Source organism: Bradyrhizobium sp. BRP56 (genome assembly GCF_020194035.1).
GTDB lineage: Bacteria > Pseudomonadota > Alphaproteobacteria > Rhizobiales > Xanthobacteraceae > Bradyrhizobium > Bradyrhizobium australafricanum.
This window is the reverse complement of sequence record NZ_JADYVV010000032.1, coordinates 50,126-65,866: the sequence shown is the minus strand read 5'-3', so window position 1 is coordinate 65,866 and position 15,741 is coordinate 50,126. Positions and strand designations below refer to the sequence as shown.

Annotated in this window: 9 protein-coding genes and 6 pseudogenes; 9 read left to right on the top strand and 6 right to left on the bottom strand. The window is 58.0% G+C overall.

Features of this window, described 5'->3' with window-relative positions; translation table 11 throughout:
• Positions 1–29 precede the first annotated feature (29 nt).
• Both I6F38_RS22605 and I6F38_RS43770 read right to left on the bottom strand, forming a co-directional pair.
• Positions 30–568, bottom strand: a pseudogene (locus I6F38_RS22605) (transposase).
• Positions 569–693: 125 nt separating this feature from the next.
• Positions 694–765: pseudogene (locus tag I6F38_RS43770) on the bottom strand (hypothetical protein); the annotation flags it as partial.
• 251 nt (positions 766–1,016) lie between these two features.
• Between I6F38_RS43770 and I6F38_RS22600 the strand changes: the two are divergent.
• The 8 genes and pseudogenes from I6F38_RS22600 to I6F38_RS22560 form a co-directional block, all read left to right on the top strand.
• Positions 1,017–2,654: a hypothetical protein gene (locus tag I6F38_RS22600; RefSeq protein WP_225161852.1), complete on the top strand. Its 1,638-nt coding sequence runs from the start codon at positions 1,017–1,019 to the stop codon at positions 2,652–2,654.
• 116 nt (positions 2,655–2,770) lie between these two features.
• A complete protein-coding gene (locus I6F38_RS22595; RefSeq protein ID WP_225161851.1) occupies positions 2,771–3,025 on the top strand; it encodes a hypothetical protein in 255 nt (84 codons plus the stop codon).
• A gap of 401 nt (positions 3,026–3,426) precedes the next feature.
• Positions 3,427–4,362, top strand: coding sequence for a dihydrodipicolinate synthase family protein (locus I6F38_RS22590; protein WP_225161850.1), 936 nt, complete (start codon positions 3,427–3,429; stop codon positions 4,360–4,362).
• Complete coding sequence (locus I6F38_RS22585; protein WP_225161849.1) at positions 4,355–5,530, top strand: FAD-dependent oxidoreductase; 1,176 nt, start codon at positions 4,355–4,357, stop codon at positions 5,528–5,530. The genes I6F38_RS22590 and I6F38_RS22585 overlap by 8 nt, the downstream gene beginning before the upstream one ends.
• 278 nt (positions 5,531–5,808) lie before the next feature.
• Positions 5,809–7,218, top strand: coding sequence for an NAD(P)/FAD-dependent oxidoreductase (locus I6F38_RS22575; protein WP_225161847.1), 1,410 nt, complete (start codon positions 5,809–5,811; stop codon positions 7,216–7,218).
• A pseudogene (locus I6F38_RS22570) lies at positions 7,127–7,488 on the top strand (hypothetical protein); the annotation flags it as partial. The gene I6F38_RS22575 and the pseudogene I6F38_RS22570, both read left to right, overlap by 92 nt.
• 190 nt (positions 7,489–7,678) lie before the next feature.
• Positions 7,679–8,698: an IS110 family transposase gene (locus I6F38_RS22565; RefSeq protein ID WP_225161846.1), complete on the top strand. Its 1,020-nt coding sequence runs from the start codon at positions 7,679–7,681 to the stop codon at positions 8,696–8,698.
• Positions 8,699–8,899: 201 nt separating this feature from the next.
• Positions 8,900–9,085, top strand: a pseudogene (locus I6F38_RS22560) (transposase); the annotation flags it as partial.
• A 458-nt stretch (positions 9,086–9,543) separates the two neighbouring features.
• Here the strand turns inward: I6F38_RS22560 and istB are convergent.
• The 4 genes and pseudogenes from istB to I6F38_RS22540 form a co-directional block, all read right to left on the bottom strand.
• Complete coding sequence (istB, locus tag I6F38_RS22555; protein WP_225161871.1) at positions 9,544–10,320, bottom strand: IS21-like element helper ATPase IstB; 777 nt, start codon at positions 10,318–10,320, stop codon at positions 9,544–9,546.
• 17 nt (positions 10,321–10,337) lie between these two features.
• Positions 10,338–11,053 (bottom strand): annotated as a pseudogene (locus tag I6F38_RS22550) (IS21 family transposase); the annotation flags it as partial.
• A gap of 42 nt (positions 11,054–11,095) precedes the next feature.
• A pseudogene (locus tag I6F38_RS22545) lies at positions 11,096–12,286 on the bottom strand (IS110 family transposase); the annotation flags it as partial.
• A gap of 872 nt (positions 12,287–13,158) precedes the next feature.
• Positions 13,159–14,745 carry a hypothetical protein gene (locus I6F38_RS22540; RefSeq protein ID WP_225161845.1) on the bottom strand — a complete coding sequence of 529 codons (1,587 nt, stop codon included), beginning with the start codon at positions 14,743–14,745 and terminating at the stop codon, positions 13,159–13,161.
• 458 nt (positions 14,746–15,203) lie between these two features.
• On the opposite strand from I6F38_RS22540, the gene I6F38_RS22535 reads away from it, so the two are divergent.
• Entirely contained in the window at positions 15,204–15,590 is a 387-nt protein-coding gene (locus tag I6F38_RS22535; RefSeq protein WP_225161844.1) for a hypothetical protein, read from the top strand.
• Positions 15,591–15,741: the final 151 nt, after the last annotated feature.

Genomic DNA, 15,741 nt, shown 5'->3' with positions numbered 1-15,741 from the left:
CGCAACGCACGGCCGGACCATACATAAGGTCAAATCCTCAGGCCGCCTCGCAAACTACACAAGGCGGTCACCGCCGGAGGGATACGGCCGTCCTGGCGGCGCCGCAGATGAGCCCAGCAGAAGGCGAGCGTGATCGCCGCGTCAGGCCCGGTGTCGGCGACGGTCTTGTAGACGGTATAGCCCTCGCATTGCACGATGCCGCGATAGCTGTCGAGCAGCTTGAAGGCGTGGACGGCGCCGCGACCGGGCGCGTAAGTGTAGGCCACCGCCGGCGGGTGGGCCCCGCCCCACGGCCGATCGTCGCGCGCGATCGCCCAGAAGAAGCCCTTCTTGGTGCGGCCGCGGCCGGGGTCGAGCACCCGCGCTGTTGTCTCGTCGACCGCGATCTTGCTCGCGGTCAGAATGATCTGCGCAGCCTGAGCCAGAGCGGACGAAGCTCCACGGCCGCATGGCCGCAGAACGCCAGGACCGAGCGCTTGATGTCAATACCTTGCGCCAGCAGCACCTGAACCTGCCGGCACAGCGGCAGGTGCCAAGCATATTTGGCGACCGGCACATGGGCGACCATCGCCTCAGTCGGCAACCCGCCCTTGTCAGCCGCTTCGGTGCCGGCGCCTGAACCACGCCATCCGTGCAGGCCCGGCAGCCATATTTGGGACGATGGGTGACGATCACGCGGAATTGCGCCGAGACGACATCGAGCCGCCGTGAGGTCTCCTCACCGATCACATGCCGAGGCGCGCGGCAGCACGGACAGCGGGTCATTTCTCGGTCTCGTGCCGTTGGAGCATTCGAGCGGCGCCACCATCCGACGGTATCCCCAAGGCCGGCAATGCTCTGGCGAGGCGCGCTCCGATCGAGGGGACGTTGATCTAAAGCGATTCGGCCCGAAAAACGGTCAACTACAACAATTTGCAGCTTACGGAAGCTGCTATTCGGCTTAACATTCGAAATCATCGCGGTGACGGGCTTTGCGGCCGCATTGGAGCGGCTCCAATCACCGAAAGTCTCGTGTGATGCCAAGCTTCCTTGTTGTCAGTTCCAAATTGAAGGACGCCCAGCCAGATCCACCTAAGGCTGCGCGCTTTATGACGTTGGGGGCTGTAATTAAGGAGACTGGCAAGCAGGGTCATTCGCAGTTGGAGATCGCGCCGTACCCCAGTTCACTGCGCGACCGGAGGCTCGAGCCCGGAAGCCTGGCATTGGTCAAATTTCACGAACGGTTGGCTGCGGGGCTCGATTCCGAGATTGCCTTGGCGCCAGCGGTGCAAGACCTGCTAGACCTCCTCAATGGTAATCAGGTCGTCGCCATCGATGATGATGGCGCAGGCCCGCGACCTGGACACGGGTGGGCGCCGACCGCCGATCCCCGATCGCTGCTGTCGTTCGCGCTTTATTGCAACGTGCTGCTGAGTATATGCGCCCCGGAGGCAGACCAGATGAATACCAACCCACCCGTTCAGCTCACCGCGAATTTCTCCATTTCCACTCGCGAGCAGTCGCCGCACCCGGCGCAGGGGCTATTTTCGCACAAGTCCGTTAGCATTGCTGGCCGGCAGCGAAAACGCCCGCTTGGCCTGCTCAGCGATTTTGTCACCGATGAACTGCCGCACCGCGTTGCGGAGATTAGATGCAGTGAACAACCAAATGAGGCGGTCCGGCTCCTTGGCCGCAGCATCAACGCAATACTTTCGAAGGCGGACTATGATGCTCAGCTGCTGAGCCTACCGCAATCCGATTTTGGCATCGCCAAGACCGACATCCATTATCTTGTCAATTGTTTGTATCAGATGTCGGCGTTTGCGGGTCTTAATCCGATGGACGCCGGGCGGACGGTGGGCGACCCGCTAAACCGCCTCGCACGCTTAAGCTGTCAGCAGCAGCCCAGCATTGATGTCCTCTCCTATGAAGATGTCATTCTCACGAATCCGTTGCAGAGCGACCCGCGCTTATATTGTCTCGGAGCGGCCGGGGTCGAGGAGCGAGATTTTTGTTTGGGCCATCAACTGATCGAGGGCGACTTACAATCAGCGATGGATGCTCTGCTTGAGTTGCGCGATACGATCGACGTGGATGCGCGTCAATGTCTTACGCGATGCTTGAAGCACCTTGACTCGGCAATTTATGTTCTGACCCGCTTTTATGAGCGGATGTCGCCCGATCTGTTTGGGCATTTTCGTGCGCACTATGTAAAAAATCCCTACAAGAATCGGCTTGGTCCAAGCGGCCGCTTTTCTGCTCGCATGGTGGCTGTCTCAGTTCTTCTCATGGGTGAAGAACTCTTTCACCAGAGCCCGCAATTTTATAGGGACATATATCGACTATCTGACTACTATCCCCAAGCCTGCATTCGCGAGGTATTCCGCTGGCTAGTGCCAGATAACGGGAGTGGTGAACTCGACCCAACTTGGTTAGAAGGGGGGGGGGCGGCATTTCCCAGGTCTGCGACTGTTTCGTCCGCTGTAGAACGCCACGGCTACGAGATCGGAAAGCTGCGAGCATCCTGTGTTCGTGCGTTAGATCAGTTCACCCGAATGCATCGTAATACGGCGTTAAAATATACCATTGAGCCGGGCCATTCAGTTAGCGGCGCCGAAGCGGAGGAGTGTGTTGAGGCCATCCTTTGTCAACGGCTATTGACGGCGCGGTATTGATAAAGATCCGACGCAATTGTCTAGTGACGAGATCCTGTAGCCGTCCGATAGTCGGGACGTATGGTCGATGTCCCAAAACGAAGCAGTCTTTCGTAGGTTCGCACCAGGAGATAGCGATGCTGTATGGCGCCTACATAGAAGCGCGTTTGCGGATGCTGGTGCGCCCGGACGGGGCGTGCGCCGATGATTTACGCGATATCGGGAAAGCATACATTCGGTCAGGTGACGACTTTACCATTGCGCATATTGCTTTTCGGCTCGCTGCAATGGGAGGATTGAAAGCTGTTGATCGTGATGTCGCAGAGCTGACGCGCATCCGGGTCAGATCCCGCCTTTCATCAACGCGGCCTTGGAAGGAGGATTCTTCGTGAATTGGAATCAAGATCTGTTGCTCTGGGTGGGTACAGCCAGTGGCTATCAATTGGAGTGGCGCGCACCGCGAGAGGACGGATGATCGGGAGGCGCATAAACGGGAGGTTGCGCTCCCAAGGGGCTTTCTTTGTGGGAAAGCACTCGCAGATTCGGTCTATCGGCAGCAATGATTGGGCCAGGTTGAGCGCAATGTGACTCATCCGCGCTTAGCTTCCTTGAGGAAAGCTGAGAGAAGCTCCCGTATCAACTCGAACTGGAGCGGGAGACGTTTTGTTCGAATCGGGCCGGCAGCACTGGTTGGATCACCGGGCATCCGTAAAAAAATATGGAAAGGAGATTGCGGAAGTTGTCCTATCGATTGCACTGCCGACGCCGTGAGAACTTTGAACCGGGAAGGGCTATGGACAGAAATAGTGTGAGTTGGTTCGGTTATATTCCTGCAATCACCACCCCCTTTCGCAAGAATGGATCTATCGCGTGGGACGACTTTGCGGTGGAGCTAGATTGGTATGTCACCGAGCGAATGCATGGTGTCGTAGTGGCTGGCACGTCGGGTGAATGGTTTAGTCTGAGCGAAAACGAGCGCAGTGAACTATTTAGTCAAACCAGCCGCGGTATCGATAGCCGCATCACGACATTGGGAGGTTGTAACGCCTACACGGCAGATGAGGCGATTCGTCACGCCAGGGCCGCGGAGAGGGCTGGACTGGACGGCATTCTGCTGACGCCGCCTCCCTATGTTGTGCCAAACAGGCGCGAGCTTGTTCAATTTTACCGCGAAGTTTCAGACGCAACCGACATACCTATTTGTGTATACAACTGGCCCCGCGGTTGTGTCGTCGACATGGATATAGAGACTCTTGGCGAGATCTCCGATATAGATCACGTCGTTGCTATAAAAAACTCGACTGGAAATTTCTCCGCCTTCCTGGACGGCCTGTATGCTTTGGGTCGAAAAGTGCGTTACTTCAACATGCCCACTTCCGAGCTCGGAGCGGACATTGCGGGTCTTGGTCTCTCGGATGGGCTCATGGGAGCTGGCGGTATCCTGGGATCCGGGCATCCGGACTTTTGGCGTGCGATTCAGGAGGGCGACCGTCAGCGAGCCGTGGTGCTCGGGGAGCGCGACCGGATCATCATGCGCGAATTGTTTAACAAGGACTACGCTGGTGCATTTGGTAATGCGCAGGCAATTCTCAAAACTGCTCTGCGGTTGCGGGGTGTCCCTGCTGGGTACGTTCGCAGGCCCCTTCTTGATCTCGCTGCCGAGGAGGTTCGGCGCGTCGCGGACACGCTCCAGCGCCTCGGGATTGAGGTTGTGAACGAAGATGCCTGAAACAGTCGATTGCCTAGTGGTCGGCGGCGGCTTGCTAGGCTCGGCACTGGCGTATTACTTGGTGTGTTCGGGGAGCACCGCGTGTCTTGTTGAGAAAGACCAACTGAACCAGCACGCCTCCGGGCGAAATGCGGGCAGCCTCCATTTCCAGCTCGAATATCGAATGATTGAGCACGGACTGGATGCAGCGAAGAAGGCGGCTGAGGCCCTGCCACTACATCTCGATGCCGCGCGGGAGTGGAGCCTGCTGAGCACTAGAATAGGTGAGAATGTTGGCGTCTTGCAGAGTGGCGGAATGATGCTTGCGGAAACGAACGAGCAGGCGCTGCTCCTGGAGAGAAAAACCGAACTCGAGCGCAGTTATGGGCTGGAGAATCGAATGCTTTCGAGCGATGAGATTCACCGGAGAGCACCTTATCTCAGCTCGGCAATTGTTGCAGCGGCGCTTTGCCCTCTAGAGGGTAAGGCGAATCCGCGCGGCGCCACTTTGGCATTTGCCAAAGTTGCTGAGGAGTTTGGAGCACGGATCCGGGCGGGTATAGCCGTGACCGGCGTGAAACAACAACGGGGCCGCTGGAGGACAACCCTTTCCGACGGGAGCGAAATCTTAGCGCGTAAGGTCGCCATTGCTGCAGGTCCCTGGTCGGCTCGCATCGCCGCTATGGCAGGGATTGCCCTTCCAGTCGTGCCGATCGGATTGATGATGGCGGCAACGGTCCAAGTGGCGCCATTTATCAAGCATCTCATCCAACATGCAGGACGGCGTCTATCATTGAATCAATCGGCCGAGGGTACCATTCTGGTAGGTGGGGGATGGCCCGCACGGCTGCATGAGACAGGCGGAGTTTATGATCTGGATCTGCCGCCCGAAATCTTGCCTTCATCGATTCAGGGCAATTTGCGCGCCGCCGTTTCGGTGGTGCCGAGGATTGGTGAGATCCCGGTCCTTCGCATATGGAGTGGTGCAACCTTGCTCGTTGCCGATCAATTGCCTCTTGTCGGAGCCTTGCCGCGCCGCTCGGATCTCTTCATTGCAACAGGAGGATCCGCGTTCACGCTCGGGCCCACCTACGCGCGGGTACTTGCAAGCAAGATCTTGGAGAAGCCTGTTGATCTCGACGTGTCGCGCTTCGATCCCGGCCGCTTCGTGAGTCTAAATAATGCTTAATGGGCATTACCTCACGGGTTCACGCGGTTCGGAAATAGAACTATCCGTGAATGGCAATTCCGTCGTTTGCCACCGCGGTGATACTTTGCTTGCCGCCCTCCTTGCGTCCGGCTTGCGATCCTTTCGTCGGTCGGTCGTTAGCAATGAGCCGCGTGCGCCATGCTGCAATACGGGGGTCTGTTTCGACTGCATGGTTACTGTGAATGGGACGTCATACATAAGGGCATGCATGATTGATGCCGAGCCCGGGATGGCCGTCGAGACCGGAGACAAGACTGATGGCTGATCACAAGTGTTTTGACGTGGCCATCATTGGTGCAGGTCCGGCCGGTATGTCCGCAGCGCTTGAATGTTGTCGAAACGACCTATCCGTCGTTGTTTTCGATGAGCAAGGACGGGCAGGGGGGGAGATATTTCGACAGCCGCCGCACCCCTCCGTCCAAGTGAACTCTCCCGCTTGCCGTCTCTATCCCTTTGGCGATGTATTAGTGAGAAAGGCGGAGGCCGAGTCGCGCATAGACTGGCGATTCAGACAGACAGTTTGGGGCATATTTCCCGACGAGGATCGAATCCGCGTTTGTACAAACAAAACAACCGTCTTGGCGAGGAAGACGTTGGTGGCCACCGGCGCCTATGAAATGCCAGTAGCTTTCCCGGGATGGACGCTTCCTGGCGTAATGGGGGTGGGAGCGATCCAGACGCTGCTCAGGAGCCAAAATGTCTTGCTTGGGCGGCGGTTCGTATTGGCGGGATCACACCCGCTTCTTATTCTCGTTGCCGATATGCTTCTCGCGGCCGGTGCGGAGATACAGGAAGTTGCAATCGCGAGGTCGCGCCCTCGTTTTCGAGAGATCTTGGATGGATTGCTCGCCGTTCCTGGGAATGTTCCAATTTTTAAAGAGACTGCTAGCTCTCTTTACAAACTCACAAAAGCGCGTGTGTCGATTCGGTTCGGGAGGATTATGGTCGAAGCTCGCGGTAACGAGGAGGGACTGACTCACGTTACGTTGTCAGATTGTGATCGCGATTGGATTCCGAGCGGAGCGCACCGTGTGTTTGAAACGGATATTCTCGGGACGGGCTTCGGATCGCTTCCGTCCACTGAGCTTTGCCGCCAGATAGGTTGTGCAACACAATGGGATAGCCGAAATGGCGGCTGGATAGTGAAGCATGATGGATTTCAGCGTACCACTGTTAGAAACGTCTACGTGGCGGGAGAACCAGCGGGCATCCGCGGCGCTGCGAGCGCTCGTACTGAAGGCGAACTCGCGGGGCTAATGATTGTGCAAGACTTGATCCCGCAGCGGCGAGATGATCGATTGATCCGCCGTAACCTGTCGCAGACGAAGCGTAATCGGAAATTCTCGGATCGAGTCGCGAAATTTTTTCAACCTAACATGAGAGCGCTGTCTGATCTGGCAAGCGATGGAACTGTGATCTGTCGATGCGAGGATGTGAAACGTTCTGCAGTCACGAAGTTTCTAGAGAGAAATAGCCACACGACCTCGATCAACAGTGTTAAGCTAGCCTGCCGTACTGGTATGGGCTTTTGTCAAGGACGATATTGTCATCACACACTTGCGCAAATCCTGTCCAATGCCACAAGTCAGCCCGTTGAGCGGTGCGGAGAGTTTACGGCTCGGGTGCCGATCAAGCCAATTTCGGCCAGAGATTTATCAGATGTTTAGCAGATGCCTTTTCCGTTACGAGGCCGGCCCGACTGGCTATGGCCTTTATCGCCTGATCCGGTTCCTCGGCCGTGAATGCACGGTGGTGGCACCATATGGGTTCCCGATGAAGGCCCGAGGCAATGCGCGATCTCGTTCGCGCCCGAGCGGCAGCGGTTGAAGCGCTGCGGGTCCCATCGGCAACAGGTGCGCGCGTTCATGCCCCAGCACGGCCGCACCTATCCCCGCAAGAAGGGCTGGAGTTATCTGCGCTGGTTTCAGAAACAGAAGTGACCTGCTCCCCTGAAACGCCCTCGGTTTTGAGTTAGGGTTCTGTCCTCCACCGAGAAGACAGGCGATGCGTAAAGGCAGGTTCACGGAAGAGATGGGGTATTCGGTCCCGATCGCCTGACCTATTTGCTGCGCGGCACGTTTTGACTGACGATCATGGACCACCAACTCTATCCGAAGGAGAAACGTCATGATCTACGTCGGCCTCGATGTTTCGCTGAATTCCGTTGCGGTATGTGCGGTGGACGAGACCGGAAAGCTTATCCGGGAGGGAACGACGTTGGCGGACGCGCCATCGATTGTGCAGTACCTCGAACCATGGGCTGGTCAAGTTGAACGGGTGGGCCTTGAGGCAGGACCGACGTCAGAATGGCTGACCGCAAATCTAATCGAACTGGGGCTGCCGGCCGTCAGTTTGGAAGCCCGCCAAGTTAAGGCGGCGCTTTCGGCCATGCCGGTGAAGACCGATCGGAATGACGCCCGTGGGATCGCGCAGGTGGTGAGAACGGGATGGTTCAAGCCTGTTCACGTCAAGAGCATCGGCAGCCAAAGGGCGCAGACGCTGGCCGCGGCTCGCAAGCATATCGTCCGCTCCATCGCTGCCACAGAGCAAGTCATCCGCGGACTTCTGCGTCCGCTCGGTCTCAAAGTCGGAATCGTCTCGCGGACTCTGTTCGCGACGCGAGTTCGTGAGTTGGTCGGCGATGACGCCTTGCTGGAGGCGATCATGAATCCACTGCTTCCCGGACGCGAAGCGCTGATGCGGGAGTACGCCCGACTGCATCGTCTGGTTCTGAAGGCCGTGCGCAGTGACCCGGCTTGTCGGCTCTTGATGACGATGCCAGGAATCGGCCCGGTCTCTGCGTTGACCTTCCGCTCCACTGTGGACGATCCCAGGCGATTCCTGCATTCCCAATCTGTCGGCGCCTATCTCGGGTTGACGCCCCGGCGATACCAATCTGGCGAGGTTGATCGGGTGGGACGGATCACAAAAGTCGGAGATGGAGAGACGCGCACAGCCCTGTTCGAAGCTGCCAACGTCGTTCTCAGGCCATCAACCCGATGGTCTCCGATGAAGGCCTGGGCGGTGCGTGTTGCCCACCGGCAAGGAAGCAAGCGTGCGAAGGTCGCGCTGGCCAGAAAGATGGCTGCCGTCCTTCACCGAATGTGGGTTGATGGAACCGAATTCCGATGGACGGCGGTGGCGTAAGGACGCCATCGTCATCCCAAGAGACGCCCGTCGCGGGGCGTGGGGATGGTCGAGTTCGTATGATCTGTCGTGGCGTCCACCCTCCAGGTCGGGTGACTACGCCGAACAGCTTGAACCGACCATTCAACCGAATCCCATCGTGTGGCGGCTTTGCCGACCACGAACAGAAGCAAGATACCCGCGGCACGCGCTCTTAAGGGATTGACAGAAGCAGACCGAATACAGAAGCAGATCATCGGGGTCTTGAAGGAACACGCCGCCGGGATGTCGGCGAGCGATCTTTGCCGTAAGCACGACATCAGCGATGCGACGTTCTACAAGTGGCGGTCGCGCTATGGCGGGATGGACATCTCCGACGCTCGCAGGATGAAGGCGCTGGAAGAAGAGTATCGCTCCGGCGAGGGCCGCCTTGCGCGGTGCGATGGAGGGTGAAGACATAGACGTATGACTGCTGAGCAAGCCGATCTATATTGTTACCCCGGGGTGCACACTCGGACCTATGCCAATTGACCATGAGTCACTCGTGAAAGGCGCAATGCCGGTGTCGTCCGCGCCCATTGTCGGTCCTCAGCAATCGTGTCGCTAACTTGGTCACTGATAGGCAGCTCTGACGATCAATGAAATGGCTATCTCTTTTTTTGCGCCATTCTCAGATCGAGCGTGCTCTTACGATCAGCCACGGCAGACAAGCGGACGCAGCCCCTTTACACAGGCGGTTTGATACATGCGCGAGGGTGTGCGTATTTCGCAAAAACCGGACAGAGGTTCCGCTAACTAACGGACAGCAGTTTCGCTAAATCGCGGACAGTGCAGCTGCGGCGGGCTTTTCGGTTGCCTGATTGAAGTCAGTTGGGATCGGTTTCGATGTTTTCGGCGCAGGTCAAGGGGGGCGCGGCTCTTTTCTTCCGCATGCTGTCGCCTTCGAGGGCGATGCGGTGCGCATTGTGGATGATCCGGTCAAGGATGGCGTCGGCGATGGTGGGTTCTCCGATCATGTCATGCCATTGGGCAACGGGCAGCTGGGCGGTGATCAGGGTGGATTTACGCCTGTAACGCTCTTCGAAGATTTCCAGGAGATCGAGACGCTGCTGGTCATTGAGGGTGTGGGTGCCCCAATCGTCGACGATGAGCAACTGGACACGCGCGAGCTTGTCGATCAGACGTGGGAAGCGACCGTCGAGGCGGGCCATGGCGAGGTCTTCGAACAGTCGTGGCATCCGCAAGTAGAGGACGGAGTAATCGAGCCTGGCGGCCTGACGTCCGAAGGCACAGGCCAGCCAGGTTTTGCCGGTACCGGTCTGCCCCGTGACGATGAGGTTCTCATGGGCTTTGAGCCAGGCGCCTTGCGCCAGCTGCAGGGTGTTACGCCGATCAAGCCCGCGGCGGGACGCGAAGTCGATATCTTCGATACAGGCGTCGACGAAGCGCAGCTTTGCTGCGGCCAGGCGATTGGTCAGGCGTTTGTCGGCACGCGTGGCGGCTTCGCGATCGAGCATCAGGCCAAGCCACTCCTCCCGGCTGAGATCGGCGGCATTGTCCTGTTCGGCCAATTGCCGGTAGGCGGCCGCCATTCCAGCCAGGCCGAGTGCCTGCATCTGGTCGAGGGTCGGGTGGGTCAGCATCACGATGGTCCTTTCCTTCATTGATAGTAGGCCCCGCCACGGATGTTGGCGTGGGTGGGCGTGGCTTTGACGGGTTCGGTGGCAGGGCTCGCGCGGTCGAGCCCGGACTTGAGGATGGCGCTCACGGAGGAGTAGCTGATCGCGTTGATAGCGAGCGCCCTCTCGCAGGCTGCTTCCAGCCGATCACGCTCATAACGCCGCGCCAGGGCGATGATGCCCATGGCGGAACGATAACCCTGCTCGGGATGCGGGCGCTCACGCATCAACCGCTCGACCAGCGTGGCGGCGTTGACGCCAATCCGGACCGCCATCTTGATCAGGCTCGCCGGCGTCATATTGGCGTAACGCTGATGAGCCTTGGGCATGTGCTCGTTCACCGTGACATGGCCGCCGCGCTGGGAACGACGCGCATGGCTGGCGACACGCCGGTGATCCTGGAAGATCTCGACGGCCCGATAGGTAAGCCGCACGTCCACCTGACGACCGATCAGCCGGTGCGGCACTGAGTAAAAGGCCTTGTCGACCTCGACATGATAATCGGGGTGGACCTTGGCCGTTTTCCATTCGGCATATTCGAACGGCTCGCTCGGCAGCGGCGCCAAGGCCGCAGCCGTGCCAAAATCCAGCGCTCGACAATCAGCACCGCACCTTCAACCTTGCCCTTGTCGCGCGGCTTGCGGCTGCGGGTCGGCAAAATCGTCGTGTCGTAGTGCTCGGCCATGGCGGCAAAGGTTTGATTAAATCCCGCCGCCAGCTGTTCGAGGAGATCGATCACTTGCCTGGCAACCGTCCACATGAACTCGACCAGTTCACGGGCGATAGCGGTGCAGACCACCGTCGTTCGTTTACCGCGCGCAGCCAGCTTCCGGTAGCGGGCTGTCAAGCGGCTCTGCGCCTTCCAAGCAATCTCTCGCACTGCTGGCGACGTCTGCTCGAGCCGGTATAGCTTTGCCTTGCCGATCTTCGGCGGGTGTCGATATGTCCAGGCGCTTTCGACCAACATGTGGCGAACGCGGCCGTTGCCGGCCTTGGTGATGCCGCCACGCCTGACGGACTCTCCCGTCGATCGTTCGCTTGGCACCAGGCCGAGGTAACCCATAAGTTGACGTGGGCTCTCAAAACGGTTCACGTCACCAACCTCGGTCGCGAATGTCATCGCGACGACCAGATCGACGCCGCGCAATGTTTGAAGCGCCCGCACGAGCGGCTCCAGAGACCAGGTCGAGACGAACTCTTCGATCGTGCGCTCGAGCCGGTCGACCCGGTCCCTGGCGACGCGAACTGCTTCGACCATTTCTTGTAGCGCGATCTGATGTGCGGGGTGATCGAACTGCTCTTCCTGGAGCCAACGCAAATAGCGCATCGTCCAGCCCTTTTTGCGGGGATAGGTGCGGCCATGCTTGAGCATGAAGGCGCTCACCTGCTGCCGGTGGATCCGCAGCGTCTCAACCGCTGCCGATCGGGCGCGAACGAGGTCGCGCATCGCTTCGTGACCTTCATCGGGAACCCACACAGCCGTCAGTTCGCCGGCGCGTAGCAGCCGGGCGAGAGAAACGACGTCCCGGCGGTTCGTCTTCACACGATCGCCCGGCTTCCTTGGGATCAGCGATGGCGCCACCACCGTGCATTGGTGGCCGAGCGACCGGATCAGGCGATAAAGACCATAGCCAGTCGGGCCGGCTTCGTAACAGAAGTGCACGCGATCAAACCGGTTAGCAATCCGCCCTAAGACGCGGCGCATGTTGGTGGCCGAGGCATCGACCTCACCGAAGAACCGAACCTCCCCCTCCCGGCCCGCGTCAGCAATCGCGATGGCATTTCTCAGCTTGGCCACATCGATTCCGACGAATGCTTCCCTATAATCTGCCACGGCTCGTCCTCCTGTGATGAGGATCGGCTCGGTCCGCCCGAGCAACCCTCGGACGCGCAGTGTAGGGCGAGCCACCTCATCCGCAGAGGCGGACATACGGTCTTACGGTAAAGCGGCTCGCCATTTTGCATATTTGGCGACGGTGATCTGGGCCAGAAGCGCTTCCGCCGTCAAGCTATTGGAGCGTCGGAAACGAGAGACGCGGAAGCCAGCTCCAGCGTCGCCGGCCGCCTCGCAGTTCTCCAGTTCAGCGTCGTCCCGGCCTAACTCCGCCGTAGAAATCACTCGGCTCGGCGAACCGAGGGGCATCAGCAGCTATCGGATTGCGCGTCTCTCCACCATACTGTGTATGTGAAGGGCAGGACTTGGCGGCAATCAAATACCTGAACGTGACCGCTGATGATTTTCACCGAAAAGAAGGACAATGAGTCGTCCTCATAGCCGATGCATATGTCCGAACTCCCGGGGTTCAATATCCAAGGCGATTTCGCGCCGTGGTGATATAAGTACGGTAACAAGCCGCTGACCTGGCATTCACGGTCGTGGTCATATCCGTCCACTTGTCTTCCGCATACGGCGACACTAATCTCGTTCCACGTTTTGGTTTCGCGTTCGTACACGCCGAGGACATCGCAGCGGCGATGGTAAGCGAACGCGACCGCAGCTGACGCCGCTCGGACATGCTGTTTCATGTTCGCCTACCTAATGTGGGACGGACGAAGGGCGGGACGCGCCGAGTTCGCCCACCATGTCGTCACTAGCCGGCAACGATCGCCGAGGGTACTCACGACTTGCCCGATTGCTGCGTAGAGCGACTGCCGCTCGCAGCTCGACTTCACCTCGACGATTTCGCGCAAGACGCCGCCGGCCTAGATCCCGAGATCAACATGCTATCCTTACTGGCCTAAGCGGTAGCTGCAATGACCCGTGCTTTGCCCGGGGATGTCGCATCGTTGATAATGGCGTAGTCAACAGAGTTGCCGAACAAACCGTTCCGCCCATAAAAACCGAGCCAAAGTGCTTGTCGCGGACAATTCGTGTGTTGTTATCACCCTGTTTAAGAGCGCCATGACAGCCTCTTGCGAAACCAAGCCGAAGTCGGCCAAGGCGCAAGAAGCAAGCTGGGATGAAATTATGTCCGAACGAGCCATAATTGCCCTTGGCAGTACAAGTGCAAAAGTCTCCTTTGCGTAACCGGGTGGAAATACGTCGGAGCCCAAGCGCTCACGCAAGTAACAACGGAGGAGTTCCTTGCGCGAGCGAAGTGCAAACGGAAGCTGGGCTCCAAACTTGATCAATCTCGGATCGCCAAATGGGCGGACGGGCCAAAGTCCTCGCGTCGCGAGTGGACGAGCATGACAAAGACTTGCGAGCAGAGTTGTGGATTGAGTTGCACTGACGGGGGCGCTAAAAAGGAAGGATGAACGAGCGGCGTCGAGCCCGCGTTTCGTCAATAGGTCTTCTGCAAGCCCAAGCGCGATATCCAGGTGGGGTGAAGATGGAGACCTGGGTTCATCCTCGTCGCTGGTGAAGCGAGCGCAAAACTCGTCTCCTCCTAAGCCGGACCAGATTATTTCGCAGCCATCACCGCGAAACCGATCCCAGAGCGACCCGAACGCCTCAAGGTAATATTCAGAGATTAGTGGCAGGCGTCCTTTCGGGTCGAGATCTAAATCAATCGCCGGCATGTAGGCGCGCATTTCAACTTTGTGATCGCGGCAATTCAGTGCGCTCAAAATGCTCGCTCGGCGGTCACCCTGCTTGGGGCTACTCCCGTCGCCCAATAGTATTCCGCCACATGCTAGCGGCTCTATGCTCTCGCCAACAGCAATTGCGACGGAAGCGGAGTCCATTCCTCCGCTCAGCTCCACAGCACTTGCGCAAAAGGCGGTCGGCCGCGAACGAACAACCGCCTGAAGAGTATTAGAAAACTCAAGGACGTGATTGCTGTCCTCTCGTCCAGAGAGCTCAGGGGCTGATGAAGTTGTCGTCCCATACTCAAATGACGTTCGCGATCTGTCGACGTACAAGGTGGCGCCAGCGGTCAGCAGGTTAACGCCTACGCAGGCCTGCCGCGCAGAGTAGAACGTTCTCATCGATAGATGATGGCTTATGATTTCTGCATCAATCGTTCTCGATTTATCCAAGAGATCCATGAAATCCCAGGAGAGCGTAACCGTACGAGTGCGCTCCTCCACGTGGAAGTAAATTGGGAGGCTGCCAATATGGCCTCCTCGTACACGCAACCGAGGACCCCGGCGAGCGCCCTCGATCACGATAAAATCGAGCGGCCAGTGCATGCATTTCTGGTAGTTCTGACGAAACTGATCCGCAGACGCATGGGCTATTACGACCGAATGAACGCCAGCTTCGTCCGCCGCTCCTTGACGCTCACGTATGACGAAGAACCATTGCTCAGAGCTCGTCACTAACGAGCTCTCAAGGCTCTTATGTTGGAATGGCCAGATGTAGCTTTCACCAAACTGTATCGAACTGCCTTTGGCAAAAGGATCGAAGCTTTCCAGATCAGCTATTTTCAGAGTGGCCTTGAGCATTTGTTCCTGGACTAATCGTTACCGCCTCTCGTGTGAGAGGCGGTAACGAAGTGACGAATAATCTTAAAGGTAGCCCTGGTTAGCGCTGTCGTTAGGGAAAGGGGCCTTCTCTCCCTCAATAGTGGGAGGTGGCAGCACCGGCAAGGGGAGGTCAGTTGTATCGGTCCGCAATCGCCGCTTCGGCGTGTCTGCAGTCGCGCTCTTCATGTCAATCTCCGTGTGATCGAGCTTCTCGTCTCAAGTCTGTCTGGGCTTCAGTAAAAGCCACAGAGAGTGGCGCGGCAACGTGTCGGGCCATGACGGACACTCTCTTATGTGAGAAGGTGGGCGACAACCTACCAATGTCGGCAGTTGGAGGACGGCCCTGGACAGAATTGGATTGATGTCTAGTAACGGCAAATTGCCGCAACTTTGGCTGAGCCGCATTTTTACGTGAGATTGTATGGAATTCAGATCGCATGGCCACGTCAACTCTCTTAGTGCAGCCAAAGCCCCGTTCCGTGGATCAGCCACATCAGGTCAACGACAGCGTATTGCTGCCGGCTTCCGCAATTCTGCATGCGTACTGGCGATCCGATCGGCCCTTACTTCTCATCGTTGCGGCGGTGGCGGTACTGTCCAGCGCGAGCTGCGTCGCGGGCCCCTATGTATTTTCGTGTCTCATTGATCGTCTTCCGCGCAGCGAAGACATGTCGGTGGTTGCTTGGAGTTTCGCTGGATATGCGGTTTTGGTCGGCGCAGCCTCTGCATTGCAGCGCATGCTGCAGTATCTCTCCTTCATGGCAGCCGAGAACCTGAGCTTTATTGCTGCAACTCGCTTCTTCGATCGTATCCTGAGAGCCTGACTGAAAAATGGGTGAGTGATCTCAGTGGGATGTGATTCTACCGGATTTGCAAAGATTCGAGGGAGAGCACGATGCCCTGGACCAAGATCACTCGGGAGCAATATCGGCGGGACGATCTGCGTTATGCAAGCGATATGACCGTAAGCGGTAT

What these genes read in the sequence shown, in the direction of transcription:
- I6F38_RS22600 (WP_225161852.1), top strand. Translation starts at nt 1,017, where the DNA reads ATGCCAAGCTTCCTTGTTGTCAGTTCCAAATTGAAGGACGCCCAGCCA.
- I6F38_RS22595 (WP_225161851.1), top strand. Translation starts at nt 2,771, where the DNA reads ATGCTGTATGGCGCCTACATAGAAGCGCGTTTGCGGATGCTGGTGCGC.
- I6F38_RS22540 (WP_225161845.1), bottom strand. Translation starts at nt 14,745, where the DNA reads ATGCTCAAGGCCACTCTGAAAATAGCTGATCTGGAAAGCTTCGATCCT.
- I6F38_RS22535 (WP_225161844.1), top strand. Translation starts at nt 15,204, where the DNA reads ATGGCCACGTCAACTCTCTTAGTGCAGCCAAAGCCCCGTTCCGTGGAT.
- I6F38_RS22565 (WP_225161846.1), top strand. Translation starts at nt 7,679, where the DNA reads ATGATCTACGTCGGCCTCGATGTTTCGCTGAATTCCGTTGCGGTATGT.
- I6F38_RS22590 (WP_225161850.1), top strand. Translation starts at nt 3,427, where the DNA reads ATGGACAGAAATAGTGTGAGTTGGTTCGGTTATATTCCTGCAATCACC.
- I6F38_RS22575 (WP_225161847.1), top strand. Translation starts at nt 5,809, where the DNA reads ATGGCTGATCACAAGTGTTTTGACGTGGCCATCATTGGTGCAGGTCCG.
- I6F38_RS22585 (WP_225161849.1), top strand. Translation starts at nt 4,355, where the DNA reads ATGCCTGAAACAGTCGATTGCCTAGTGGTCGGCGGCGGCTTGCTAGGC.
- istB (WP_225161871.1), bottom strand. Translation starts at nt 10,320, where the DNA reads ATGCTGACCCACCCGACCCTCGACCAGATGCAGGCACTCGGCCTGGCT.